Origin of the sequence: Pseudomonas sp. FSL W7-0098 (genome assembly GCF_005930585.1) — a bacterium.
Taxonomy (GTDB): Bacteria; Pseudomonadota; Gammaproteobacteria; order Pseudomonadales; family Pseudomonadaceae; genus Aquipseudomonas; species Aquipseudomonas bubulae.
In genome coordinates this window covers 290,185-314,536 of the sequence record NZ_RXHW01000001.1, presented here as the reverse complement: position 1 = coordinate 314,536, position 24,352 = coordinate 290,185, and the positions used below count along the sequence as shown (strand labels likewise).

Genomic DNA, 24,352 nt, shown 5'->3' with positions numbered 1-24,352 from the left:
GGTGAAGCCTATGTGAAAAAAATGCGCGTCAAGCAGGGGTTACCCGATACACGCAACGGCGACTGCCTGTGATCATGTGTTCTGTTCGCTCAACCTGCCCCGAGTCCCCGATGGCCGCCTGGAACACTTGCAACTCTGCCCGGCAAAAGCCCTGGCATTGCTGCGCTGCAACACAGATCGGGCAGTGATTTTCGATGATCAACCAGTTCTCGCCTTCAGCTTCCATGCTCGCCATATACCCGGCGCTGTCGCGTATGGCCACCAGCACCTGAACTTTCTCTTGCAGGTTTCGCCCTTGCTCACAGGCTGCAACGTATTCGCGGGTATTGGCCAGTTCCATGCTCTCGACCACTTTGTCGATCCCTTCATTGCCGTAGATCAGCTTGATTGAATCAATCAACTGCGCCGTGAGCTGCGCATGGGTATTGGGGAATCTGGCTTGAGCGGCATCGGTCAACACCCATTTTTGCGAAGGGCGCCCGGCCCCAACCGGCGGCATCAGGCAGCCAACGATCATGGCGCCGTCTACCAGCTTCTGGACCTGCTGGCGCGCAGCTTCCGGGGTGATATCGAGCATTGCCCCAAGATCCGCGGTTTTCAGCGGCCCGCGGGTTTTCAGCAGAAACAGGATCCGCTCGGCAGTGGCGCCGTTGTTGCGTGCAGCATCAGGGGAGTCAGTCGCGAGCATAGAACAAAGCCATCAGGGTAATGAGGTTTATCGGGGGATCATACCGCCTGGAGGATAAATAATTACCAAAGTATTTGCTTTTATAATAGGCTGATTGCATCGAAATGGAACTCAAGGAAGGGAAATGACAACGGCATCGGGATGGTCGGCATTGCTATGGGGCCGCAACGGGCTGCGATCGGTGGCACTGGCAGGCGGAGTGGCGTTGCATGCCATCAACGTGTATCTGGTGACAACCATTTTGCCCTCGGTGGTCAAGGATATCGGCGGGCTGGATTACTACGCCTGGAACACCACACTGTTTGTGGTGGCCTCGATCATTGGCTCGGTAGTGTCGGCCAAATGCCTGTCGGCCCTTGGCCCCAGGCTCGCGTATAGCCTCGCCGGGCTGGTCTTTGCGCTGGGTTGCGGGGTGTGCAGCAGCGCCCCTGACATGGCCGTGCTGGTGTTGGGGCGCACCATTCAAGGCCTTGGCGGCGGACTGTTGTTTGCCCTGCCGTATTCAATGATCCGACTGGTGTTCAACCAAACCCTGTGGCCAAGGGCAATGGCCCTGATTTCAGGAATGTGGGGCGCCGCGACCTTGATTGGCCCAGCCGTTGGCGGGGTGTTTGCGCAGTACGATGCCTGGCGTGCAGCATTCTGGGCACTGATCCCGGTAACCCTGCTGTTTATGCTGCTGGCCTGGGCCATGCTGCCCGGGAAAAGAGTCGAGGCATCACCTCGTCTGGTCTTGCCCTGGCTGCAACTGTTGCTGTTGACTGGCGTGGTGATGGCGATTGCCCTGGGCAGCATCAAGCCATCGCCGCTGTATAACGCGCTTGGGCTGGTGATCGGGCTGGTACTGCTGTATGCCGTGTACCGTGTTGAAAGCAGCGACAGGCACCGCATGTTGCCCAAGCACAGCCTGAGCCCTGGCAGTGCGCTGTTGCCGATCTATCTGTCGATGAGCCTGATGGTCATTGGCATGACCAGCGAAGTGTTTGTACCGTACTTCTTGCAGGTTTTGCATCTGCAAACCCCGCTGGTGGCGGGCTATATTGCAGCACTGATGGCGGCCGGCTGGACCCTTGGTGCGCTTTACAGCAGCGGCCTGGCGCTGGCATCTGCCAACCGGGCAATCTGCTGCGGCCCCGTATTTGTGGTGTCGGGGCTGGCACTGGCGGCTGTCTGTGTGCCGCAAAGCGGCAGTTCATTGATCAGCCTGACCGGCGTTTCCCTGGCAATGATCGGCGTCGGTACAGGGATCGGGCTGGCGTGGCCGCATCTGCTTACCCGAGTACTGGCCAATGTGCCTGACAGCGAAAAGGACATTGCCGGTGCGTCCATTACCACCGTGCAACTGATTGCCACGGCGATTGGCGCGGCACTGGCGGGGATGATTGCGAATATGGCCGGTTTATCCGCTACGGGTGGCGTGGAGGGTGCCGCCAATGCTGCCGCCAATGCTGCCGCCTGGCTCTTTGGCCTGTATGCCGTGTTGTCTGCGTTGCTGTTTATAACGGTGCGACAGGTGATTGCCCATAGTGCAAAGCGCTGAATCCGCCAGAAATCATGCCTGTGTCGATTTGTCGCAGGCGTTGCTGCATCCCCCGGTTTTACAGGCTGCTGGCGCTGTAGTGCACCATTGAGGGGCGTGACTGCCGTGCGACAGCCTAGCGACAGTGGTAAATTCTGCGCCCATGCAACACGTCTACCCCACAGCAATCGTGCGCGCCAAGCCGGTCACTCCTGGCATCGGGCAGCGTACACACCTGCCTGATAATACGCAGGTTAAAGGCCTTTTCCGTTGGAAAAGGCCGCTTAAAGGAACCTGACATGAATGATTTACTGACTCGCCGCCGCGTAGTCACCGGTCTTGGCTTGCTCAGCCTGGGCTTGATCGCAGGTTGCGACCCTGGCAGCGGTTTGTCATACAAGTACGGCAAAGACCTCAGCAATGAAATCCTCGGGCGCAAGTTCAAGCTCAGGGATGCTCAAGGCAACGAGATGATGCTGGGCAGTTTTCGCGGGATGATGCCGATGATTTTCTTCGGCTTTACCCAGTGCCCGGCCGTGTGCCCGACCGCGCTGGCCCGTGCCGCCCAGGCGAAGAAAATGATGGGCCCCGACGGCGACCGCTTGCAGGTGGTGTTTATCACCCTGGACCCGGAGCGCGACAAGCCGGCGATGCTTGATGCCTATGTAAAAGCCTTTGACCCGAGCTTTATTGCCTTGTCCGGCACACTGGAAGAAACCGCGGCTACGGCCAAGGAATTCAAGGTGTTTTACGAGAAGATCCCTACCGGTGACTCTTACACCCTGTCTCACACCGCAACCAGTTTCGTTTTCGATTCCCGTGGTGTGTTGCGTCTTGGCCTGTCGCCTTCACTGTCAGCCAAGCAGTGTGCCGAAGACCTGCTCACCGTGATGTCAGTCTGCTAATCCTGTGCACTTTGGAATGAGCCAACCCTATGAAGCCTGTTAAGTATCTACTGTTGTCACTGCTGGGCATGAGCCTGCACGTTTCTGCGCAAACCGTTGTTGATGATGCCTGGGTGCGCGCCACCGTGGCCGGTCAGCCTTCGACCGGTGCCTTTATGCACATTACTTCGAGCACCGACAGCAAGCTGGTTGAAGTCCGTTCTCCGGTAGCCAAGACCGTACAGATCCACGAATCGAAGATGCAAAACGACGTGATGAGCATGCAGCCAGTGACATCGGTAGCGCTACCGGCGGGCAAGGGCGTGGCCATCGAACCTGAGGGCTACCATGTGATGCTGATTGACCTGGTCAATCAGGTCAAAGCCGGTGACCAGGTACCTTTGACCCTTATTGTTGAAGACAGCAAAGGGGTCAAGGAACAGATTGAGGTGAAGGCCGAGGCGCGTGCACTCAATAGCATGCCGATGCACCACGATCATGGTTCGATGCACTGATTCGCAGTTAAACGCCGTAGCAGCAGCCTCGTTCCTTCGGCAGCTGCTACGGTTGGTTTACCTAAAACCGGCCCGTCAGCGGGTATTCGACCGCCAGGCGTATCTGGTCCGCATCCAGTTCGGCCTGTGCGGTATTGCCGCGATGGACATTATGTCGCAATGACATGATGGTGCCCTTGGCTGCACCGCTCTGCACCACATAGCGCGCTTCGAGATCCCGTTCCCAGTGCTTCCCGCCTTTGCCATAGCCCAGGTACGCATAGCCGCCCCGCGGATCCACATGGCTGCCGTCAATCTGGCTACCTCGCACATACGCTGCGCTGAACACCAGCCCCGGCATACCCCAGGGTGTCATCGCCAGGTCGTAACGCGCTTGCCATGATTGTTCGTTAGGTGCGTTGAAGTCAGATAGCTGGACCGCATTGGTCAGGAAAATCGCGCCCCGTGTCACATAATCAAATGGCGTGTTGCCATGCACTTTCTGATAGCCCACGCTGAAACTGTGCGGGCCCTGGGCATAGGTGCTCAGCAAACTCCAGGTGGTGTTATCGATATTGCCCGACAGCGCCTTGCCTTCATCGGTTGTGCGGTACAGGTTGAGGTTCAGCGACAGCGAGCGGTTTTCATCCAGCGCGTGGCTGAAGACGGCGCCCAGGTAATGCTGGTTCCAGGTGTCTTCGTAGCGCGAGGTGTAAAGGCTGGCGCTGAGGTTTTTGCTCGGGGTATACACCAGCCCGGCCAGGTCGAATGCATTGCCTTTGGGGCCATTGGAATAATTGACCACAAAGCCCTGATTGTGGCTGCTGGCATTGCGGTCGGTGCTTTCGGTGAAATGCCCACCGACCATTTTAAGGGCATTGAACTCGTTGCTGGTGAGGAACACCCCCGTGGCCGTTTCCGGCAGCAAGCGGCTGTCGGATGAGCTGAACACCGGGGTCTTGACCCGCTGCTCACCCCAGGACAGCACCGTGTTGGACATACGCAGCTTGAGCGCCGCGCCACCTCGGCCGTAGTTGTCCTTGGGGTAGCCGTCGTTGTCCAGCCCAAGCAGGCGGGCCTTGCCGGCGCGACCGCCGCCACTGTCCAGCTTGAGGCCCATATAGGCGTGGGCATCCACCCCGACACCGATCAGGCCCTGGGTAAAGCCTGATTGCAGGGTGCCCATCAAGCCGTAGGCCCACTCTTCGCCATAGCCATTGCGATCGGAGCGCGATTTATAGGCATTGCGTGCGCCGCTGTTGCTGGCTCCGTGGCGATACTCACGGCTGTCGTAGACCGTACGGTTGACCACACTCCAGGTGCTGTCTTCAATAAAGCCCTTGGCTTGCTCCTGGGCCGACTCCGCCACGGCCAGGGGGCTGGCGAGGGCGATCAGGATCGCGGAGCGTGTACCCACGGCACTCATTTCGCCACCTGCTGCTGTTGCAGTGCAGCAGTCAAACGGTCCAGTGCGCGTTTGGGTAACGTGGCGGGCAGCACCGGGGGCTCGGTAGAAGGTTCGCCCACCTGAATCAGCATGACCATGCCCATGGCCAGGTGCGGGGTGCATTGAATGCCGTAGAGGCCGGGCACGCTGAAGGTTTGCTCTACCTCCTGGTTGATCTTGCCCTTGAACGGTTGCGCACCTTCAGGCAGCAGTCCGGGCAGTGTGGCCGCATTGTGGCCGCTTTGTGTGGGGATGAACCTGACCGTGTCGCCGGGGGCGATCTGCAGGTAATCCGGTTCATAGACCATACCGGCCGTGGCACTGCGGGTGAGCATTTTCACTTCGTGGGTTTGTGCCAGTGCCGAAGTACAGAGCAGGGCAGTGGTCAGCAGCAGGGTCAGGGATGAAATACGCATGGGTGGCTCTCTTAAATAGTATTCAAACGCACATACGCAGGATCTGCGCGCCGTCAAAAGGGTCAGTCAGGTAATGCGCCTGTACCCCGAATGTGCTCTGCAGCCGTTGCGGGGTCAGGACTTCAAGGGGTTTACCAAGCGCCATCAAGCGGCCACGTTCAAGAATCGCCAGGCGATCACAGCTCAGGGCCTGATTGAGGTCGTGCATGGCGATCAGGGTGGTCACGGGCAGGGCATGTATGGTTTTTAATATGGCCAGCTGATGCTGGATATCCAGATGATTGGCGGGCTCATCCAGCAACAGGATTTGCGGGCGCTGGGCCAGGGCCCGGGCGATATGCACGCGTTGTCGCTCACCACCCGAGAGCCCGCGCCAGGTACGGTTGCGCAGATGCGTAGCATCCACATCGGCCAGTGCCTGCTCGACAATGGCCGTGTCCCTGGCTGACCACGGGCTTAGCGCCGACAGCCAGGGTGTACGGCCCAGCGCGACGGCATCAAAAACGCCAATGCTGTCGTGGGTGTCGGCATGCTGCTCGACCACCGCCAGGGTTTGCGCAATGTTGCGCTGGCTCATTTTGCGCAGCGCTTGCCCGTGCAGTAAAACCTGGCCCTGGCCGGGCACCCGCAGGTTGGCCAGCAGCTTGAGCAATGTGGACTTGCCGGAGCCGTTGGGCCCGACTATCCCCAGGGTTTCGCCGCGCTGCACACTGAGGGTGATGCCCTGCAACAGCTGGGCATCACCCACGCGGTAACTCAGGTTGCTACAACTCAGTACCGTCATCGTGCATGTCTCCGGCCGATCAGGATCAGCGCAAATACGGGCGCGCCCACCAGGGCAGTGACCACGCCGACGGGAATCACCTGGCCTTTTATCAAGGTGCGTGACAGCACATCGGCGGCAATCAGGAACAAGGCCCCGCCCAGGGCGCTGACGGGCAGCAGGCGGCCATGCCCGGTACCGGCCAGCAAGCGCACGGCGTGGGGAATGACCAGCCCGACAAAACCGATGGAGCCTACAATCGACACCATCACCGCCGTCACCAGCGCCGCACAACTGATCAGCAATAGCTGCACCCGGCGCACCGGGATACCCAATGAGGCCGCTGAGTCCGCACCAAAGGTGAACGCATCCAGCGCCCGTCGATGCCACAGGCACACCGCCAGCCCCAGCACCGCAACAGGCACTGCCAGCCATACCGAAGGCCAGCGCACGCCACTGAGATTGCCCAGCAACCAGAACATGATCCCGCGAGCCTGCTCGGAACTGGCCGATTTGGTGATCAGGAAGGCAGTGATTGCGTTGAACAACTGAGAACCGGCAATGCCTGCCAGGATGATCTGGGCACTTACACCGGAGGGCCCGCTGGCCCGTGCCAGCAGAATAACCAGGGCAAAGGCGCAAATCGCCCCGGCAAAGGCCCCGGCCGACAGTGAAATGGCCCCGGCGCCCAGACCAAGCACCGCGACCACAACGGCACCTGTGGACGCTCCGGCAGAAATGCCCAGCAGGTAGGGGTCGGCCAGCGGGTTGCGCAGCAAGGACTGCAATACCACGCCGCAGATGGCCAGCCCCGCACCGCAGGCTGCGGCCACCAGGGCTCGGGTCAGGCGATAGTTCCAGACAATGCCTTCGTCGATCGGGTCCAGTGCATGCCCGGCGCCCCACAGTTTGTTGGCCAGTACCTGCAGCACCACATCGGGTGCGATCGGAGTTTCACCGATAGCGACCCCGGCGAGTACAGCCAGCAGCAGTGCTGTACAGGCGGCGAAGGCAGTGATCAACCGTGCAGTCATTTAGGCAGGTCGTGGCGGCTGATCGCAGTTGCGAGTGTTTCGATGCCGTCGAACAGGCGCAGGCTGGCCTGCATCCCGTGGGCATCGAGGACAATGATGCGGTTGTTTTTCACGGCATCCATATTGCGGGTTACCGGGTCGGTACGCAGGAATTCAAGTTTTTTCTCGACGTCATCCGCCGGGAAGCGTCGGCGATCCATGCGCGCGATGACCAAAAATGTCGGGTTGGCCTTGGCCAGGGTTTCCCAGCCGACAGTTGGCCATTCTTCATCGGACTCCACCACATTGCGCACGCCCAGGGTGTTGAGCATAAAGTCGGGGATACCCTTGCGCCCGGCAACATATGGGTCGATATCCATGTCCGCACTGGAGAACCAGAACAGCGCACTGGTGGCGCTCAGGTCCTTGCCCTTGAGCGAGGCAATGGATTTTTCCAGGCTCGCCTTGAGCTGGTTGTTCAGTTGTTCACCGCGCGCCTGCACATCGAAGATCTCTGCCAGCTGGCTGATGCTCTTGTAGACAGTGTCGATACTGAATGGCTGCATGCGCGTGCCGTCGGCGCCAACCAGGTTGTCTTTGCCCTCGCAGTCAGAAGGCATCAGGTAAGTCGGTATCTTCAGTTCGTGAAACTGCTCGCGGGTGCCCACCACACCCTGCGGCCCCACCATCCACTCCAGCTGCACGACCACCAGCTCCGGGCGTTTCCCAATGACGGCTTCAAAGCTCGGGTCATTGTCGGCCAGGCGCTCAACCTTGTCGTTCTGTGCCTGGTATTGCACGGGGACATCGTTGAACCACAAAGAAGTACCCACCAGCCTGTCACCAAGGCCCAGGGCATAGAGCATTTCGGTGCCGGCCTGGCCAATGGTTACCGCGCTTTTGGGGGCATGCTCAAACGTCAGCGGGGTGGCGCAGTTCTGCAGGGTCAGGGGGTATTGCGTGGGGGTCGCATGAGCCAGGGCCGGCAAGGCCAGCGTGACCATGAGCGTAACAACGCGGTGCAACAGCATGATGCAATCTCCATTTGATCGTACACGGGGCATAGGTGCACGGACGGGAATGCATCATCGGGTACTGCTGCAGCAACAGTACAAAGCAGGATGCCTCCCCGGACACCCCGCCGGTTAGTGTGTGGACTTTGCCGGCAGGTCTCCTGACTGATGGGTCATCGCTTGCTCCAGCCTTCCCGGGGGGTATCCCAGTGGCAATCTTGGAGCAGGCTCGTCATCTACAGTTGCGGGGGCAGTTCCGTTGGGTGCTGAAAAAGCACTGCGGATTCCCTTTTAACCCCCCGCTAGGGGGGACCGGCGGCGAGATGATAATCGATCCTGTTGGGCAAAGGGGGGCGCCGTCAGAATCAGAAATACTTGAGCCAGGTGATATCCCGCCGGCGGGCTTTCAAGTTGGCGAACCAGCGCACCGGCAAATACAACGAAATGGCCAGCAGCACGGCCGTTAACCACACCGCCCCGATACTGTCGAAACCGAAATAGTTGCCCTGATTCAAGCCAAACAGGGCAACACTGGCCAGGTACAGCACTTTGAGTGCATACAGATGCAACAGATAGAAAAACATCGGGGCTGCGCCAAACACGGCCAGGGTGCTGATCCACTTGCGCTGTTGCGCCCGCTCAAACGTCAGCAACAGCAACAGGCCCACACCCAGGGTCAAGGCGAGAAACAACAGCGAAGGCGGGTATTTAGTGATATTGAAAAAACTCATCACGCTGTGCATGGCGGAGTCATGGCTTGCCCAGGGGGCCTCGCCATAGCCATTGAACAAACGCAGCAGCATAAAGCCGAGCAGGGCGCCACTGCCCGCCAGCAACAGATAGCGCTGGCGCAGGGCTGGCGGGGTGGAGCGGGTGAACCAGGGGCCCAGGCAATAACCCAGAGCAATCACGCCGATCGACGGCAACACCGGATAGGACGTGCGCATGCGCAAGCTGTCGCCCACTTCAATCCAGCCGCGATCATGCAAAATCGCCCAGGGCACATGCATCATCGACCCCGCCGCAAAATGCAGGTTATCCAGCAGATTGTGCCCGGCGATGATTCCCAGGCCAAGTATCAGCAAGACCGGGCGTGGCAGCCACACCAGGGCGGCAAGGGCGATCATGCTGACGCCAATGGCCCAGATGACCTGCATGTAGATCACCGACGGCGGCAACTGGAAAGTCCAGGCGAAGTTGACCAGAGTGAACTCCAGCAGCACCAGAAACAGCCCGCGCTTGAACAGGAACGCCGAAACATCGCCTTTGCCCTGATACTTTTCGCCATACAGATACGCCGACAGACCGGTCAGCAAGACAAACACCGGCGCACACAGATGGGCCAGGGTACGGCTGAAGAACAGTGCAGGGTCGGTGATCTCGATATTCATCGGGTCGGCTACTTGCCGGTGCAGGAAGAACGTCTCGCGCACGTGGTCCAGCAGCATAAAGAGGATAACCAGGCCCCGCAGGGCATCGATGGACAGCAGGCGCTGATTCAAGGGGGGAGTAGGGAGGGTCATTGAAGGGTCGCTGGCAAGGGAATGTTATAAAGTACTGATACTGTATAACATTCCCTGTTTCGCTGTCACCCCTTTGAGAAATACTCTCAAAGCTGGATATGTCTAGCGCAGCACTTTCACCCAGGCCATCAGCAATGCCGAAGACAGCACCCCGGCCGTCATAAAGATATACGCCGCCCCCGGATTGCCGGTAAGGCCGATCAGGTAGCCCACGATCCAGGAGCCGACAAAGGCCCCCAGGGCGCCACAGGCATTGATCAGGCCAATGGCTCCGCCGAACACGTTCGAAGGAATAATCTCCGGTATCAGTGCGAAAAAAGGCCCATAAGGTGCGTAAAGTGCAGCACCGGCAATAGTCAGCAAAGCAAACGACAACCAGAAATGTGAAGACCCGAGCAGGAACGAGCAGAAGAAGGCCAGCGCCCCCAAGGCCAGCAGCGGCCAGATGAAGGGTTTGCGCTGCTGGGTTTTGTCCGAAGCCCAGGACACAGCCAGCATCGTCGCTACCGCTGCGACATAAGGAACTGCGCTTAGCCAGCCAACTGTCACGATGTCCGCCGCCGCTGCCTGTTTGATAATGCTCGGCAGCCACATGATAAAACCGTACACGCCAATGCTCCACAGCGCATGCACACAGCACAACTGGATCACCACAGGGCTGGTAAACGCCTGACGGTAATTGCGCACTTGTTGCATGCCTTTCTGTTCATCAGCCAGGGTCGCCGCCAGTCGGGCTTTTTCCTGTGGCGTCAACCAGTTCACCTGTTCAGGCCTGTCTCGCGCCATGCGCCACCAGACGAAGGCCCAGAGCACCGCTGGCGCGCCTTCAATGATGAACATTTCGCGCCAGCCCCAGGCCTGGATCAGGTAGCCGGACAGTACCGACATCCACAATACGGTCACCGGGTTGCCCAGCACCAGGAAGGTATTGGCCCGCGAGCGCTCTTTGCGGGTGAACCAGTTGCTGATGAAAATCAGCATGGCCGGCATCACGGCCGCTTCGACAATGCCCAGGGAAACCCGAATAAACATCAGCATCGGGATATTGGTCACCAACCCCGTGGCCATGGCGCAAAAGCCCCACAGGATCAGGCTCCAGAACACCAGTTTGCGCACGCTGTACTTCTGCGCGTAGATCGCCCCCGGTACCTGGAAGAAAAAGTAACCGAGAAAAAACAGCGCACCGATCAGCGAGGACATGCCCTTGGTGATGCCCAGGTCCTGCTCGATGCCCGCCGCACTGGCAAAGCCGTAGTTGGCCCGGTCCAGGTAGGCCAGGCTGTAAGTAATGAATATCAGCGGGATCAGATACAGCCAGCGTTTGGTCGCGAAGCCCTGGGTCTTGACCTGCGCACTGCCGATCTCGCTCAAGGGCAGTGCTGGTTCTTTAAGCGTGCTCATGGGGTGTTCCTTGTTATTGTTTTTCAGGTGCGGGTCAAACAACGCAGGTCAGGCCCCCGTCCACAAACAGGGTTTGCCCGTTGATAAAGTCCGAAGCCGGCGAAGCCAGGAACACCGCGGCTCCGCACAGCTCATCAACCCGGCCCCAGCGGCCAGCCGGGGTGCGCTTGCACAGCCACTCGGAAAACTCCTGGTTATCGACCAGGGCGCGATTCATTTCGGTGGCAAAATAGCCCGGGGCCAGGCCATTGGCCTGGATGCCATGCCGTGCCCACTCGGCGCACATGCCTTTGGTGAGCATCTTCACTGCGCCTTTGGAGGCGGCATAAGGGGCGATGGTCGGGCGTGCCAGCTGGCTTTGCACCGAGCAGATATTGATGATCTTGCCGCGACCGCGGGCGATCATGTGCCGCGCAACAGCTTGGGAAACATGGAACACACCGTCCAGGTTGGTGCGCATCACGTCGTGCCAGTCGCTGGCGCTGAAGTCCTCCAGTGGCGCACGACGCTGGATGCCGGCGTTGTTGACCAGAATATCGATGGCCCCGACATCGCTCTCAAAGGTGTTGATCGCGGCTAGCAATTGCTCGCGGTCGGTCACATCGAAGGCCACGGATTCAGCCTTCAGCCCTTCGTCGCGCAGTTGAGCGGCCACGGCACGAGATTTATCGATATTGCGAGTGTTGATCACCACCGTTGCGCCAGCTGCGCCCAGGCCGCGGGCCAGTTCAAGCCCGATACCCTGGCCTGATCCGGTGATCAGGGCCCGACGCCCCTCAAGCTTGAAGCTGTTGATATTGAATGACATGCTGTTCTCCACAAATGGCCGTTTATTATTTTCAGCGGCCTTGTGGTTACTTCACCTCAAGCTATAAGTGCAGTCCAATCGTCATTGCTGATCTCGTGATCAATATTCTTGATTAAGATATTGGAACGTACTGCAGTGAGGGCTTGTCCATAAAGCCTGTACTCCCATACGTTGAGGTGAACATGCGCAGCTTGATTTCTGCATCAATAATGGCCGGTCTTTTGTGCGCCATGCCTTACGCAGCACAGGCTGATGACGACAAACCCGGGGACTGCAAGCCGGGGCAGATACTGGCTGAGTCCATGGACCTGAGCAGTTGCTATGGCAACGGCGACAAGGCGCCTGATCAATTCATCCGGGACGCGGAGGCGATCAAGGACTGGCACGCCCGGGGCCTGCCAAAACCTGATGAACATGAACAGTGGGTGCAAATCAGCGGCCACTATGTGCTGGTCAATCGCGTCAATGCGGTAATCAAGGAGATCCGCACCAAAGACGCCAGAGTCCTGAGTAAATAACGGCTGGATCCCGGACCAGTCAGCTCCCACCGATTGCGCTGCTGGCAATCAGGGTGGGAGCGAGCTTGCTCGCGATGATGTCACGCCGATCAGCTTTAACCCGCAGCGCGGCCATGGGCTGCCGTGGCCAGTTGCCCGGTGTCGACCCGTACGAAAATCGAATCGCCCACCGCCGTCAGCACATCCCCGGCATAGACCTCGCATAAAATCCGCGTTTTACGCCCCACGTCGCCTTCCACCCGGGCCCGCAAGGTCAGCGGCACGCCCATGGGCGTCGGTTTGATAAATTTGATTCCCAGGTTGCCCGTGACGCAATTGATCCGCGGCAGGCTGACCGCATCGCGCTGCTCCATGCGGTAGTGATAAGCCATGGCCGTCCAGTTCGAATGGCAGTCCACCAGCATGGCGATCATGCCGCCGTATACCAGTTCGGGCCAACCGCAATATTTGGGGTCCGGCAGGTGTTCGGCAATCACATGCACACCGTCTTCGTGCCAGTAACTCTTGATATGCAAGCCGTGAGGGTTGTGGCTGCCGCAGCCATAACAGACTCCATCGGGGACGGCGGTGTCTTGCAGAGAGGTCGTTAGCCGGGACATATCATATTCATCCTCAAGGACCCGCCGACTTGTCGTGGCGGGCAATGTTCACAGCCAGCCGGGCTGTTGGAAAAGGTCTAAACCGGCGTCCGATTGCTGAGCAAAATCTTGCCGCTGGCCTCGGCAATCTGCTCGCCGCGCTGGTTGCTGCAATAGCCGCTGAGTACCGCAATACCGCCATTGCTGCGGGGTTTGTCGAGGGTTTCGGTAATGGTCCATTCGACACTCAGGGTGTCGCCTGCAAACACCGGAGCGATAAACCGGCAGTTATGCTCAAGGTAGGCCACGGCGGTGCCGTAGAAGTACATGCCGATGGAAGCAGACATGAAGGCGCTGGTCATTGGCCCATGCAGGATCGGTCGACCGAAACGGCTGCTGGCACAAAATTGGGCATCGCTGTGCAACGGGTTGAAGTCACCAAACATGCCGCAGGCACGGCTGATGTGTGACGCATCGATGGTCAGCGACTGGCCAAACGTTTCGCCCCGGGTAATTTCGTCGAAAGCCTTTCCTAGAAAATTCATGCTTGCAGCTCCATCGCAGTACGTTGTTCTTCCAGTTCGCGCAGGGCCTTGCGAATGATTTTGCCCGTCGTGGTCATAGGCAGCTCGTCGAGGAATTCAATTTCACGGGGGTACTCATGGGCCGCCAGTTGTGCGCGAACATGCGCCTGCAGCTCGCGTATGGTGTTGTCGCTGGCGGCGTAGCCGTGGTTGAGGACGACAAACGCCTTGACCACCTCGGTACGAATCGGATCTTTCTTGCCGATAGCCGCCGCCATTTTCACCGCCGGATGCTTGATCAGGCAGTCTTCGATGGGGGTCGGTCCGATGCGATAGCCTGCGCTGGTGATGACGTCATCGTTGCGTCCAAGGAAGAAGATATAGCCATCCTCATCCATCGAGCCCTTGTCGCCCGTCACCAGCCAGCCGTTGAGGTATTTCTCGGCAGTGGCCTGGCTGTTTTCCCAATAGCGCAGCATCTGGCTGCCGTTGGGCGTGGCCACGGCAATATGCCCTGAACCACCTGTGGGCACGGGCACGCCATAGTCGTCGACGATGGCCACGTCAAACCCCTCGACCGCGCGGCCAATGGCATGGGGGCGGTAGATCCCCTGGCTGGCGCAGGAGGACACCACCAGATTGCATTCGGTCTGGCCATAAAATTCATTGATGCGCACACCCAGCGCCTGGTCGCCCCAGGCCAACAGTTCATCACCCAGTGACTCGCCACCACTGGCAACCGACCGCAGCGCGAGATGCCAGCGCTGTTGCGGGTTTTCGACAGGGCGTAACAGCTTGAGGGCGGTGGGCGGGAAGAAGACATTTTTAATCTGCAATGCTTCAATCAGGGCAAATACGTCTTCAGGCACAAACTTGTCAGCGCGGTGGGCCACCACCGGCACGCCGTGATACCAGGCAGGTAGCAGCACATCGAGCAACCCGCCAATCCATGCCCAGTCTGCCGGGGTCCACATCCGGTCACCGGGCTGGGGGAAGTCGTCGTGTGAACTGCGCACGCCGGGCAAATGCCCGAGCAACACGCGATGGGCATGCAAAGCGCCTTTAGGATGGCCGGTGGTGCCGGAGGTGTAGATGATCAGTGCCGGATCCTCGGCCGCCGTATCGAGGGTCTCGAACTGGTCACTGTGGCACTGCAGTTGCTCATGGTAATCAAGCACGTCATTACGATGCGCGGGTGCATCGATAACGTAGCACAGCTGTAAGTGGGCAAGGCCGGCACGAATTCCGTCGATCTTCTGCAGGCCGCTGGCGTCGGTGATCAGCGCACGCATTGAACAGTTCGAAGCGCGATGTTCGATGGCGTCCGCACCGAACAGCTTGAACAGCGGAACCGCAATGGCGCCCAGCTTGTACAGCGCGATATGAGCGGTGCCGGCCTCCAGGCCTTGAGGGAGCATGATCCCGACCCTGTCACCTGCGTTGATACCTTGTGTGCGCAAACTGTTGGCCAGGCGGTTGGCCTGTTGTTGCAAGGTCAAAAAGCTGTGGTATTGAACCGTGCCATCGGCATTTTTCTGGATGATCGCAATGCGTTCGGGGTCGTCAGCCCAGCGGTCACAGCAAGCCCGGGCAATATTGAAACGCTGCGAAGCATCCCGTTGCGGGTCGCTGGGAGAGAGAGGTGCCGTGTTCATGGTCGAGTCCTTGTTGTTATGCGCCATGGTCAGAAGCTGCCGAACGTTGAACCCAGCACCATGACCACCAGCAAGGCGGTCATGGGCACAACGGTCGTCATCATGAAAATTTGCGGGTAGGACTGGCGGTGCGTAAGGTTACAAATTGCCAGTAAGGTGATCACCGCGCCCGAGTGGGGCAGGGTGTCCAGGCCGCCGGCAGCAATGGTAGCGACCCGGTGAAACAGGTCGGGGCTGATGCCCGCGGCTTCGATCATGCGCAGATAGTCCGCGCCCAGGGTGCGGAAGGCGATGCTCAGGCCTCCGGACGAGGAGCCGGTAATGCCTGCCAGCACGTTCATGCTGAGCACGGCCGAAATCAGCGGATGCTCCGGCGAGACATTGAGGATGGTGTCCTTGATCAGCGCAAATCCGGCCATACCGGCGATCACCGCGCCATAGGCCACTTCCGAAGCTGTGTTGAAGATCGGCAGCAGGGCGCCGATGGTGCCCTTGTTGAGGGTGACCGTCAGGTTGTCCCAGCGGCGCCAGTTGAGCAGGATCACAAATACGATTGCGCACATCAGGGCCAACAGCACGGACCACAGCCCTATGACGCTCACCGGGTCGATATTGCCAAAGCGCTCTTCACGCAAAACGCTGAGGTCCAGGGCAGGCAGGATCCAGTAGCTGAATGCCGCGTTCAGGCCGATCACCACGATTATCGGCAGCAGGGCTACGAGTAGTCCGGGTTTTTTTATGCTGGCATTCGACGCTATTTCGTCGTCATGGGGGCCGTAGCCTTCACCCTTGGCCATGGCCTTGCGGGCTCGCGATTGCAGCATCCAGCTGCCCATCCACAGCATGACGATCGACGCGATGATGCCCAGGCCCGGGGCGGCGAAGGTGGTGGTGCCCAGATAAGCCGTGGGAATCGAGTTCTGTATCGACGGTGCGCCAGGCAGCGCGGTCATGGTGAAGGTAAAGGCCCCCAGCGCGATGGCCGCTGGCATATAGCGTTTTGGCGTGCCGGACTCACGAAAAATTGCCGCCCCGATCGGGTATACGGCAAAGGCCACCACAAACAGCGATACGCCACCGTAGGTCAACAGCGCACAGGCCAGCACTACGGTGAGAATTGCATGGCGATGGCCGAGTTTGCGCATAAACCAGTCAGCGATGGTATGCGCTGCTCCGGAGTCGGCGACCAGCTTGCCGAACAGGGCACCGAGTATGAACAGGGGGAAAAACTTGATCACATAGAGCCCCAGCTCCTTCATGAACAGCTGGGTAAAGGTGGGCATGATATCTGCGGCTGCCCCGCTGAGAAGAACGGCCAGCGCGGCCATCAACGGCGCCAGGATCAAAACCGTCACGCCCCGGTAGGCGAAAAACATCAACAACAGAAGGGATATCAGTATCGCCATCGTGCTCATGGGTGGCTCTCTTATAATTATTGTTTTGGCTTGTTTTTGTGCTTACGTTTACGTTTGCGTCAACCTAGAGCACGTATGCGACCCTGTCAACCTTGCCCCCTGTATTCATCCGCCGCGCGGATCTGTCGAGGGTCGTGCAGCCTGGAGGTGATGGCTGGAACCGATAAACATATACATCGCCGGCACCATGAACAGCGTCAGCAGGGTGCCGATAGACAGCCCGGCGAAGATCACCAGCCCCATGTCATGGCGCCCTGCAGCCCCGGCACCGGAAGCCCAGACCAGCGGCACCACGCCCAGTACCATCGCGGCCGTGGTCATCAGGATCGGCCGCAGACGCACGCCGGCGGCTTCCTCAATGGCCTCACGCTTGCTGCGGCCTGCGCGTTGCAGTTCATTGGCAAATTGCACGATCAGGATCCCGTGCTTGGTGATCAGCCCCAGCAGCGTCACCAGGCCCACCTGGGTGTACACATTGATCGAAGCAAAGCCCATGGTAATAAAGGCCAGCGCACCAAACAGTGCCGGCGGCACCGAGAACAGAATGACCACCGGATCGCGGAAGCTTTCGAACTGGAAGGCCAGGGCCAGGTAGACGATTAATATCGAGAACAGCAGCAAGCCGACAAAGCCGCCGGACTCTTGCATGAACTGACGCGACTCGCCGGAAAAGTCCGAGGTGTAACCCGAGGGCGCAATGTCGCTCAGGATAGTGTTGAGCCTGGCCAGCAACTCGCCCTGGGCCACACCGCTGACGCCCGAGAGGGTCGCCGAGTTCAACTGCTGGAAGTGATTGATCGACTCGGGTTGTGTCGAGGTCTCGATATGCGCCACCGTGCGCGCCGGGATCATCACACCGGCGGGCGTACGGATGTAGTAATCGAGAATCTGCTCGGGGTTGAGCCGGTCAACCTGCAGTACTTGCGGGATGACTTTGTATGAGCGCCCGGCGGTCGAGAAGTAATTGACGTAGTTGCCACCCAATGCAGCTGACAGGGCTGCGCCGACATCTGCCTGGGTCATGCCCAGTGCGGCAATTTTTTCCCGGTCGACCACCAGTCTGGCCTGCGGTTTGTCCAGTTTCAGGTCCATGTCGGCAAACCAGAACAGCTGTTGCTTCTGGGCTTCGGCCATCACGGCCTGAGCCACTTCATTGAGGTTTTCTACCGAGTCGGTGGTGGTGATCACAAACTGCACCGGCAATCCCTGGGCGCCCGGTAACGAAGGCAATGGGAAGGCAGCGACGGTGGCCCCCGGCACCTGGTTCCATTTTTGCTGAAGATCGAAGATCAGCTCGGCCTGGGAGCGTGTGCGCTCGCTCCAGGGCTTGAGCAAGACCCCGCCCAGGCCCTGATTGAGGGCGGGCAGCCCGGTCAGCTGGAACATCTGCGCGTATTCAGGCTCCTTGCTGGCGATCTGAAACGCCTGGTCGGCAATGCGCTCCATCTGTTGCGGTGCAGCTGTGGGCGGGCCTTTGATCATCATGAACACCAGCCCTTGGTCTTCGGTCGGTGACAGTTCGCTTTTGGCGGTCATGCCACTGGCGGCGACCAGTACAAACAGGACAAAGCCAAAGGTCACCAGCACCGGCCAGATATCCAGACCGGCTGACAAAACGCGATGGTAACGCCCGCGCAGCCAGTCAAAACACTGATCGAGCCGGCGCGCGAAGCGACCTTCATCCTGCCCGGGTTGCAATAGCCGGGAGGTCATCATCGGTGACAGCGTCAAGGCCACCACTGCCGATACGGTTACCGCACCGGCCAGGGAAAAACAGAACTCCTTGAACAGTGCCCCCGTCAAGCCGCTGCGCAGCCCGATCGGCACATAGGCGGCAATCAGCACCACCGTCATCGCGATGATCGGGCCGCCCAGTTCACGCGCCGCCATCAACGCGGCTTCAAATACACTTTTGCCTTGTTCCTTGATATGCCGGTCGACGTTTTCCACCACGATAATCGCGTCGTCCACCACCAGACCAATGGCCAGAACCAATGCAAGCAAGGTCAGCAGGTTGATCGAGTAACCCAGCAGATACATGACAAAGAAGGTGCCGACCAGCGACAGCGGTATCGCCACCAGTGGCACTATCACCGCGCGGAATGAGCCGAGGAACAGGTAGATGACCACCGACACTATGACCATTGCTTCCACCAGGGTCTTGACCACCTCGACAATCGAAGTATTGATGAACGCTGTGGAGTCATAAACGATTTCGCCGCGCACGCCTGCAGGCAATTGCGCTTGCAGTTCGGGGAAGGCGTCGCGCACGCTGCTGGCAACGCTGAGGATATTGGCATTGGGCGCGGCTTTGATACCGACAAACACCGAACGTTTGCCGGAAAACGCCACGCTGCTGTCGTAGCTTTCTGCACCCAGGGTCACAGTGGCGACATCTTCCAGGTACACCAGGGCATCGTCGTTGTTCTTGATCACCAGCCGCTTGAATTCATCCACCGTGTGCAAGTCGGTTCCGGCCGTCAGGTCTACCGTGACCATTTGCCCGCGGGTTGAACCCACGGCAGACAGGTAGTTGTTGTTGGCCAGCGCCGCGACTACGTCCTGGGCGGTGACGTTATGGGCCGCCAGTTTGTCCGGGTCCAGCCAGGCACGCAGGGCGAACTGGCGCCCACCGAGGATTTCTGCGGTTTGCACGCCCTGGATCGAGTCGAGCTTGGGTTTGACCACCCGCACCAGATAATCGGTGATGTTATTGGTGGGCAGGGTGTCGCTGTAGAACCCCAGGTACATGGCATCCGTGGTTTGCCCCACCGCAACCGACAGCACCGGTTCCTGGGCCTGGGCCGGTAGCTGGTTCTTGACCGAGTTGACCTGGGTGTTGATCTCGGTCAGGGCCTTGCTGGCGTCGAAGTTCAGCCGCAGCGTGGCGGTAATGGTCGAGACCCCGGTAATACTCGACGAAGACAGATAATCGATGCCCTGGGCCTGGGCGATTGCCGACTCCAGTGGCTGGGTGATAAACCCGGCAACTGTGGCTGCATCGGCGCCGTAGTAGGCGGTGGTAATAGTGACCACCGCATTTTCGGTTCGCGGCCATTGGTTGACCGGCAATTCGAAGATCGAACGTAGCCCCAGGATCAGGATAAACAGCGAAACCACTACGGCCCAGACCGGGCGCTGGATAAAGGTATCGGTGAGCTTCATGGGTCACCTTTAATGTTCTTGAGGCGTTGGCGCCGCATCGTTGAGCGGCGCAGCACTGTTGTCGATCTGCACCGGCGAGCCATTTTTGAGTTTCATCTGACCACTGGTGATCAACAGGTCGCCTTCCTTCACACCGACAGGATGGCGACCTGATCGCCACGGGTCGGTCCGGTCTTGATAAAGGTCTGTTGTGCCGTGAGAACGTCTTCACCCTTGTCGTTCTTGCTCGACAGCGCGATAAAAACGGTGGTGCCGTAGGGGTTATAGGTGACGGCTGTCTGTGGCACGGTCAGGTAGCGCAGCACCGCCCCCGAGTCGACAACTGCGCGGGCAAACATGCCGGGCACCAGGTTCTTCCCGGGGTTGGCAACGCTGGCTTCGACCGTGACGTTACGCGTGGTCGGGTCGAAGCGGGTGTCTATGGTGCTGACGCGCCCCGTGAATGTCTGGTTGGAGAGGCCGTCGGCGGTCACCGATACTTTTTGGCCGACGGCAATGGCTTCCAGTTGGGTCTGGGGCACGTTGAAGTCGATATAGATGGGGTCGAAGGTTTGCAACGTGGCGATTTTGTCACCGGGGTTGAGGTATTGCCCGGGGTTGACAGCGGTAATGCCTATACGCCCGGCAAAGGGCGCACGAATGGTTTTTTGCGCCACCAGCGCCCGCTGCTGTTCTGCGGCGGCCAGTTTGGCTTTGAGGTCTGCGTTGTCGGTGTCCACTTGCGCCTGGGACACGGCGTTGACCGCCAGTTGTGCGCGGTCACGCTTGAGGACGATGGCAGCCAGGTCCGCCGTGGCTTCCAGCGAATGGAGCAGGGCGATGTCCGAATCAGCATTCAATTGAACCAGCAGCGCCTGTGCTGCCACTTCCTGGCCCGGTGTAAAACCGATGCTGCGCACAATGCCGCCCGCTTCGGTGGTCACATCGACCCCGCGCACGGCTTTTATCGAGCCCACGGCGGTCACCGTCGGCTGCCAGTCGTCGAACGGTACTTGCATGGCGGTGACGACGGCGGCGGGCAAGGGCTGCTTTGCCTGGGCAATCATGGCTGAGATCTGCGCGAACTTGACCCCGGCGATGATCGCGACAATCACCAGCACCACCCCGATCATGATAAGCATCGGCCGCCACAGCCTGCGCCTTGCAGTGGGTTGCGCGAGTGAGTCGTTGTTGACGTCAGCCATGGTTGTTCTCGCTGTTTCAATGGTATTCAGTCGAGCCGCGTGGGTTTGGCGGGCGCGGTCTTGTTGTGACTCGGCATGAGTTCTTGCCAGGTCGGCAAGCCGAATCGGTCAGGGCGGCCCTGGGGGTCAGGGTCGCTGCGGTTCCACCAGCCGCCGCCCAGAGCCTGGAACAGCGCTGCGGTATCGCTGTAGCGCACGGCCTGGGCCTGGACCCGGCTGAGCACGGTGTTCTGGTAGGTTTGCTGCGCCGTGAGCAGGTTGATATAAGCCACCGCTCCCAGGCGGTACTGCGCCTGCACCAGGGCAAGGCTGGCCTGGGCGGACTGCTCCGCAGCCACTTGCTGCTTGAGCGCCTCGGCATCGGCCTCCAGCGCCCTGAGCACGTTGGCCACATCCTGGAATGCGGCAAGCACCGTACCGCGGTACTGCGCCGCCGACTGGTCATATGCCGCAACCGCCGCCCGTTTTCGGTGTTCAAGCGCACCAGCATCGAACAGCGGTTGGGCAATTGCCCCGGCCAGGCTCCATACACCCGAGCCTGCGGAAAACAGCGTGCTGCCGCTGGCTACCGTGGAACCCAATGAACCGGTAATGCTGAACTGTGGCAACTGATTGGCCACCGCCACGCCAATATTGGCACTGGCCTCATGCAGTTGCGCCTGAGCGGAGCGCACATCCGGACGCTGTTCGACGATTGCCGAGGGCAGACTCACTGGCAATTCTTGCGGCAGATGCAGGGACGCCAGGTTGAAACGCTCGCCCTTGTCCTGATTGGGGAGCCTGCCCAGGTAGGCCATCAACTGGTTCCGGGTTTGCGCCAACTGCTTTTGCAAGGGCGCCAGAGTAGCGCGGGTTTGCGCCAGGGCAGTTTGCTGGGTCAATACATCGGTATCGGCAATGGCACCGAGGCGCCGCTGCGCCTGCAGCAGGTCGAGCTGCTCGCTCTGTAGCTGGATGATTTGCCCGGTCGCCGCAATCTGATCGCGCAGGGACGCCAAGCTGACGGCGGTATTGACCACATTGGTGGATAGCGTGAGGTAGGTGGCCTCAAGCTGAAAACGCTGGTACTCGGCTTGCGCCGTGGACGACTCGATCTGCCGGCGCGTACCGCCGAAGACATCCGGCGCATAGGACACGCTCAGTGACGCGGAGCTGAGTGTGAGAATCGGCGACGACGCCGTACCGGCTGTGGTCCCGGAGACTTTCTGGCGGGTTTTCGACAAATTGCCGCTCAGGGCGGGAAACAAGGAAGCCTGATCGACATACACCTGCTCATTGGCCTGGCGCAATGCTGCTTGCGCGGCGCTGATATCCGGGTTGGCGCGCAAGGCCTCTTCCACCAGAGCGTTCAATTCCGGCGAGCGGAACAATGTCCACCATTGCCCGGGTATATCCATGCCGGCAATCAGGCGTTGCGCAGCGCCGCCAGCGTCGATATCGGACCGGGCGGTGGTCGTAAGGTTGTGCGTGGAGTAACCGGCATCCGCAGCGACTTCGGGACGAACAAAGTCAGGCCCCAGGGTACAACCTGCGAGGGCAATGAACAGCAGACTCAGCGGCAAGCACCGTTGCATCCGACAGCCCTCCTGAAAGGGCAGGTAGTGACGGGATTCAAGTCACGTTGGCAGTTGGACTGAACGTTAATCCAAGCGCGGGACAACCGCAACCAGAGGAAACCTTCGCCCTTGGCGGGGTGTACAGGTTACGGGGCCACTCTGACTTACTCGTCCACTTGGACGAGGCGCTTGCACGCAGGATCGGGCTAGCTTTCGCTCAGGGTGTTGTGCGGGCCCTTGTTCAGTTGAGGAGGCATCAATGAGTTGTGCAATTTCTTGCGCTGATGGTCTGGCAGCCCTGTTGCTTGAGCAGAAAGCCGCGTTCAACGCTCAGGGCGCAGTCAGCGCTGCGCAGCGCCGGGCGCGAATCCAGCGGGTAATCGACATACTGGTGGACCACCACCTGGCGCTGGCCGAGGCGATGGATGCCGACTTTGGCGGTCGCCCCCGGGGGTTCTCATTGATGAACGATGTGCTGGGGGCACTGGGCTCGCTCAAGCACGCCCGGGACCACCTCGAAAGCTGGATGCAGGATGAACCGCGACAGGTCTTCAGCCCCTATGATCAGCTCGGTGCCCAGGCATGGGTGATGTACCAGCCCAAGGGCACCGTGGGCATTCTGGGGACCTGGAACGCGCCGCTGTACACACTGCTCAGCCCGCTGGCTTCGGCGCTGGCGGCAGGTAACCGGGCGATCCTCAAGCCCTCGGAGGTGGTACCGCGCACTGCCGCGCTGGTTGCCAGGCTGTTTGCCGAACTGTTCGACCCGCTGGAAGTGGGGGTGGTCACCGGCGGCGCCGACCTGGCCCAGGCTTTTACTGCGCAACCCTTTGATCACCTGGTGTTTACCGGCAGTACCGCCGTGGCCCGCTCGGTGATGGGTAATGCAGCGCAAAATCTGGTGCCGGTGACACTGGAACTGGGCGGTAAATCGCCAGTGATCGTTGCCCGCAGCGCGGATCTGGCCACGGCGGCCTTTCGCATTGCTCTGTCCAAGACCACCAACAGCGGTCAGGTCTGCATCAACCCGGACCTGGTCTACGTTGCCCGTGAGCAGCTTGAGGCGTTTATCAATGCCTTTGCTGGCGCTTACCGCGGGTTCATCCCCGAGGTAAGCGACAACCCGGATGTAGTTGCCGTGGTCAACCCACAACATCTGGCCCGGGTGGAAAATCTGGTTGACCAGGCCCGTCAAGCCGGTGCCCGGGTGATAAGCCTGCCCTATGCGCAAGCGGTCGATATGCAAAACCGTCGGCGTCCGTTGCAACTGGTTATCGACCCGCCTCAAGACAGCCTGATCATGCACGAAGAGATCTTCGGCCCGGCCATGGTCGTGCTGCCCTACGACGAGGTCGACCAGGTGATTGCGCATATCAATGACCGACCACGGCCACTGGCCCTCTACTACTTTGGCAACGATGCCCTTGAACAGCGTCATGTGCTGGAGCACACCTTGTCCGGTGGCGTCACCCTCAATGACGTGATGATGCATGCCGCCCTGCATGATGCTCCGTTCGGCGGTATCGGCGGCTCGGGCATGGGCCATTACCACGGCCGTGAAGGGTTCCTTGAGTTCAGCCACCTGCGCACCGTACTCAAGGCTCCCGACCACGACCCGCGCGGCGAATGGGGCTTGCTGCCGCCTTATAGCGAGCATTTCGAGGCGGCAATGCTGGCGCAGATCACTCGGGATTGATCCTGGCAGACGGTTGTTTTGTTCGTCCATACAGACGAAGCGGCGGGGCGCAGACAGCCTTAGAGTGAGCCGCACACAAGCACGTTTTCTAA

General features: G+C 59.8%; 20 protein-coding genes, 1 pseudogene and 1 riboswitch. Of the genes and pseudogenes, 5 read left to right on the top strand and 16 right to left on the bottom strand.

Going from position 1 to position 24,352, the window contains the following annotated elements; all coding sequences use genetic code 11:
* Positions 1-28: 28 nt before the first annotated feature.
* A complete protein-coding gene (locus FHL07_RS01490; protein WP_095000252.1) occupies positions 29-688 on the bottom strand; it encodes a helix-turn-helix transcriptional regulator in 660 nt (219 codons plus the stop codon).
* A 124-nt stretch (positions 689-812) separates the two neighbouring features.
* Between FHL07_RS01490 and FHL07_RS01485 the strand changes: the two genes are divergently transcribed.
* From FHL07_RS01485 to FHL07_RS01475, 3 genes are all read left to right on the top strand, one after another.
* A complete protein-coding gene (locus tag FHL07_RS01485) occupies positions 813-2,228 on the top strand; it encodes an MFS transporter (protein ID WP_138737993.1) in 1,416 nt (471 codons plus the stop codon).
* A 278-nt stretch (positions 2,229-2,506) separates the two neighbouring features.
* Positions 2,507-3,112 carry an SCO family protein gene (locus tag FHL07_RS01480; protein ID WP_016780913.1) on the top strand — a complete coding sequence of 202 codons (606 nt, stop codon included), beginning with the start codon at positions 2,507-2,509 and terminating at the stop codon, positions 3,110-3,112.
* Between the two features lie 29 nt (positions 3,113-3,141).
* A complete protein-coding gene (locus FHL07_RS01475) occupies positions 3,142-3,606 on the top strand; it encodes a copper chaperone PCu(A)C (RefSeq protein WP_095026266.1) in 465 nt (154 codons plus the stop codon).
* 61 nt (positions 3,607-3,667) lie between these two features.
* Here FHL07_RS01475 and FHL07_RS01470 read toward each other — a convergent pair whose 3' ends face one another.
* The 8 genes from FHL07_RS01470 to FHL07_RS01435 all read right to left on the bottom strand — a co-directional run bounded on the left by FHL07_RS01470 (position 3,668) and on the right by FHL07_RS01435 (position 11,969).
* Positions 3,668-5,011, bottom strand: coding sequence for an OprD family porin (locus tag FHL07_RS01470; protein WP_138737992.1), 1,344 nt, complete (start codon positions 5,009-5,011; stop codon positions 3,668-3,670).
* The gene (locus FHL07_RS01465; RefSeq protein WP_095038811.1) at positions 5,008-5,448 is read right to left on the bottom strand and encodes a pseudoazurin; all 441 of its coding nucleotides are present in this window, start codon (positions 5,446-5,448) and stop codon (positions 5,008-5,010) included. The genes FHL07_RS01470 and FHL07_RS01465 overlap by 4 nt, the downstream gene beginning before the upstream one ends.
* Positions 5,449-5,470: 22 nt before the next feature.
* Positions 5,471-6,232: an ABC transporter ATP-binding protein gene (locus tag FHL07_RS01460; protein WP_095019938.1), complete on the bottom strand. Its 762-nt coding sequence runs from the start codon at positions 6,230-6,232 to the stop codon at positions 5,471-5,473.
* Positions 6,229-7,245: a FecCD family ABC transporter permease gene (locus tag FHL07_RS01455; protein WP_095019937.1), complete on the bottom strand. Its 1,017-nt coding sequence runs from the start codon at positions 7,243-7,245 to the stop codon at positions 6,229-6,231. The genes FHL07_RS01460 and FHL07_RS01455 overlap by 4 nt, the downstream gene beginning before the upstream one ends.
* Positions 7,242-8,255 (bottom strand): ABC transporter substrate-binding protein, encoded by a 1,014-nt coding sequence (locus tag FHL07_RS01450; protein ID WP_095024681.1) that lies wholly within the window; start codon positions 8,253-8,255, stop codon positions 7,242-7,244. The genes FHL07_RS01455 and FHL07_RS01450 overlap by 4 nt, the downstream gene beginning before the upstream one ends.
* 116 nt (positions 8,256-8,371) lie before the next feature.
* A riboswitch (cobalamin riboswitch) is annotated at positions 8,372-8,569 on the bottom strand.
* A 33-nt stretch (positions 8,570-8,602) separates the two neighbouring features.
* Positions 8,603-9,760: a DUF1624 domain-containing protein gene (locus FHL07_RS01445; RefSeq protein ID WP_138737991.1), complete on the bottom strand. Its 1,158-nt coding sequence runs from the start codon at positions 9,758-9,760 to the stop codon at positions 8,603-8,605.
* Between the two features lie 102 nt (positions 9,761-9,862).
* Positions 9,863-11,161, bottom strand: a complete 1,299-nt coding sequence (locus FHL07_RS01440) for an MFS transporter (protein WP_095019175.1) — start codon at positions 11,159-11,161, stop codon at positions 9,863-9,865.
* Positions 11,162-11,195: 34 nt separating this feature from the next.
* Complete coding sequence (locus tag FHL07_RS01435; RefSeq protein ID WP_138737990.1) at positions 11,196-11,969, bottom strand: SDR family NAD(P)-dependent oxidoreductase; 774 nt, start codon at positions 11,967-11,969, stop codon at positions 11,196-11,198.
* 182 nt (positions 11,970-12,151) lie between these two features.
* Between FHL07_RS01435 and FHL07_RS01430 the strand changes: the two genes are divergently transcribed.
* Positions 12,152-12,487 carry an RcnB family protein gene (locus tag FHL07_RS01430; RefSeq protein WP_095000240.1) on the top strand — a complete coding sequence of 112 codons (336 nt, stop codon included), beginning with the start codon at positions 12,152-12,154 and terminating at the stop codon, positions 12,485-12,487.
* Between the two features lie 95 nt (positions 12,488-12,582).
* Here FHL07_RS01430 and FHL07_RS01425 read toward each other — a convergent pair whose 3' ends face one another.
* From FHL07_RS01425 to FHL07_RS01395, 7 genes and pseudogenes are all read right to left on the bottom strand, one after another.
* On the bottom strand, positions 12,583-13,086 hold the full coding sequence (locus tag FHL07_RS01425) for a PaaI family thioesterase (protein WP_138737989.1): 504 nt from the start codon (positions 13,084-13,086) through the stop codon (positions 12,583-12,585).
* A 77-nt stretch (positions 13,087-13,163) separates the two neighbouring features.
* Entirely contained in the window at positions 13,164-13,610 is a 447-nt protein-coding gene (locus FHL07_RS01420) for a MaoC family dehydratase (RefSeq protein WP_095023906.1), read from the bottom strand.
* Positions 13,607-15,244: an AMP-binding protein gene (locus FHL07_RS01415; protein ID WP_138737988.1), complete on the bottom strand. Its 1,638-nt coding sequence runs from the start codon at positions 15,242-15,244 to the stop codon at positions 13,607-13,609. The genes FHL07_RS01420 and FHL07_RS01415 overlap by 4 nt, the downstream gene beginning before the upstream one ends.
* A 29-nt stretch (positions 15,245-15,273) precedes the next feature.
* Complete coding sequence (locus FHL07_RS01410) at positions 15,274-16,659, bottom strand: GntP family permease (protein ID WP_095000237.1); 1,386 nt, start codon at positions 16,657-16,659, stop codon at positions 15,274-15,276.
* A 105-nt stretch (positions 16,660-16,764) separates the two neighbouring features.
* Positions 16,765-19,824, bottom strand: a complete 3,060-nt coding sequence (locus FHL07_RS01405) for an efflux RND transporter permease subunit (protein WP_138737987.1) — start codon at positions 19,822-19,824, stop codon at positions 16,765-16,767.
* 9 nt (positions 19,825-19,833) lie between these two features.
* Positions 19,834-20,945, bottom strand: a pseudogene (locus tag FHL07_RS01400) (efflux RND transporter periplasmic adaptor subunit).
* A gap of 89 nt (positions 20,946-21,034) precedes the next feature.
* A complete protein-coding gene (locus FHL07_RS01395) occupies positions 21,035-22,582 on the bottom strand; it encodes an efflux transporter outer membrane subunit (RefSeq protein ID WP_138737986.1) in 1,548 nt (515 codons plus the stop codon).
* Positions 22,583-22,823: 241 nt separating this feature from the next.
* On the opposite strand from FHL07_RS01395, the gene FHL07_RS01390 reads away from it, so the two are divergent.
* Positions 22,824-24,260: a coniferyl aldehyde dehydrogenase gene (locus FHL07_RS01390; protein ID WP_095019932.1), complete on the top strand. Its 1,437-nt coding sequence runs from the start codon at positions 22,824-22,826 to the stop codon at positions 24,258-24,260.
* Positions 24,261-24,352 lie beyond the last annotated feature (92 nt).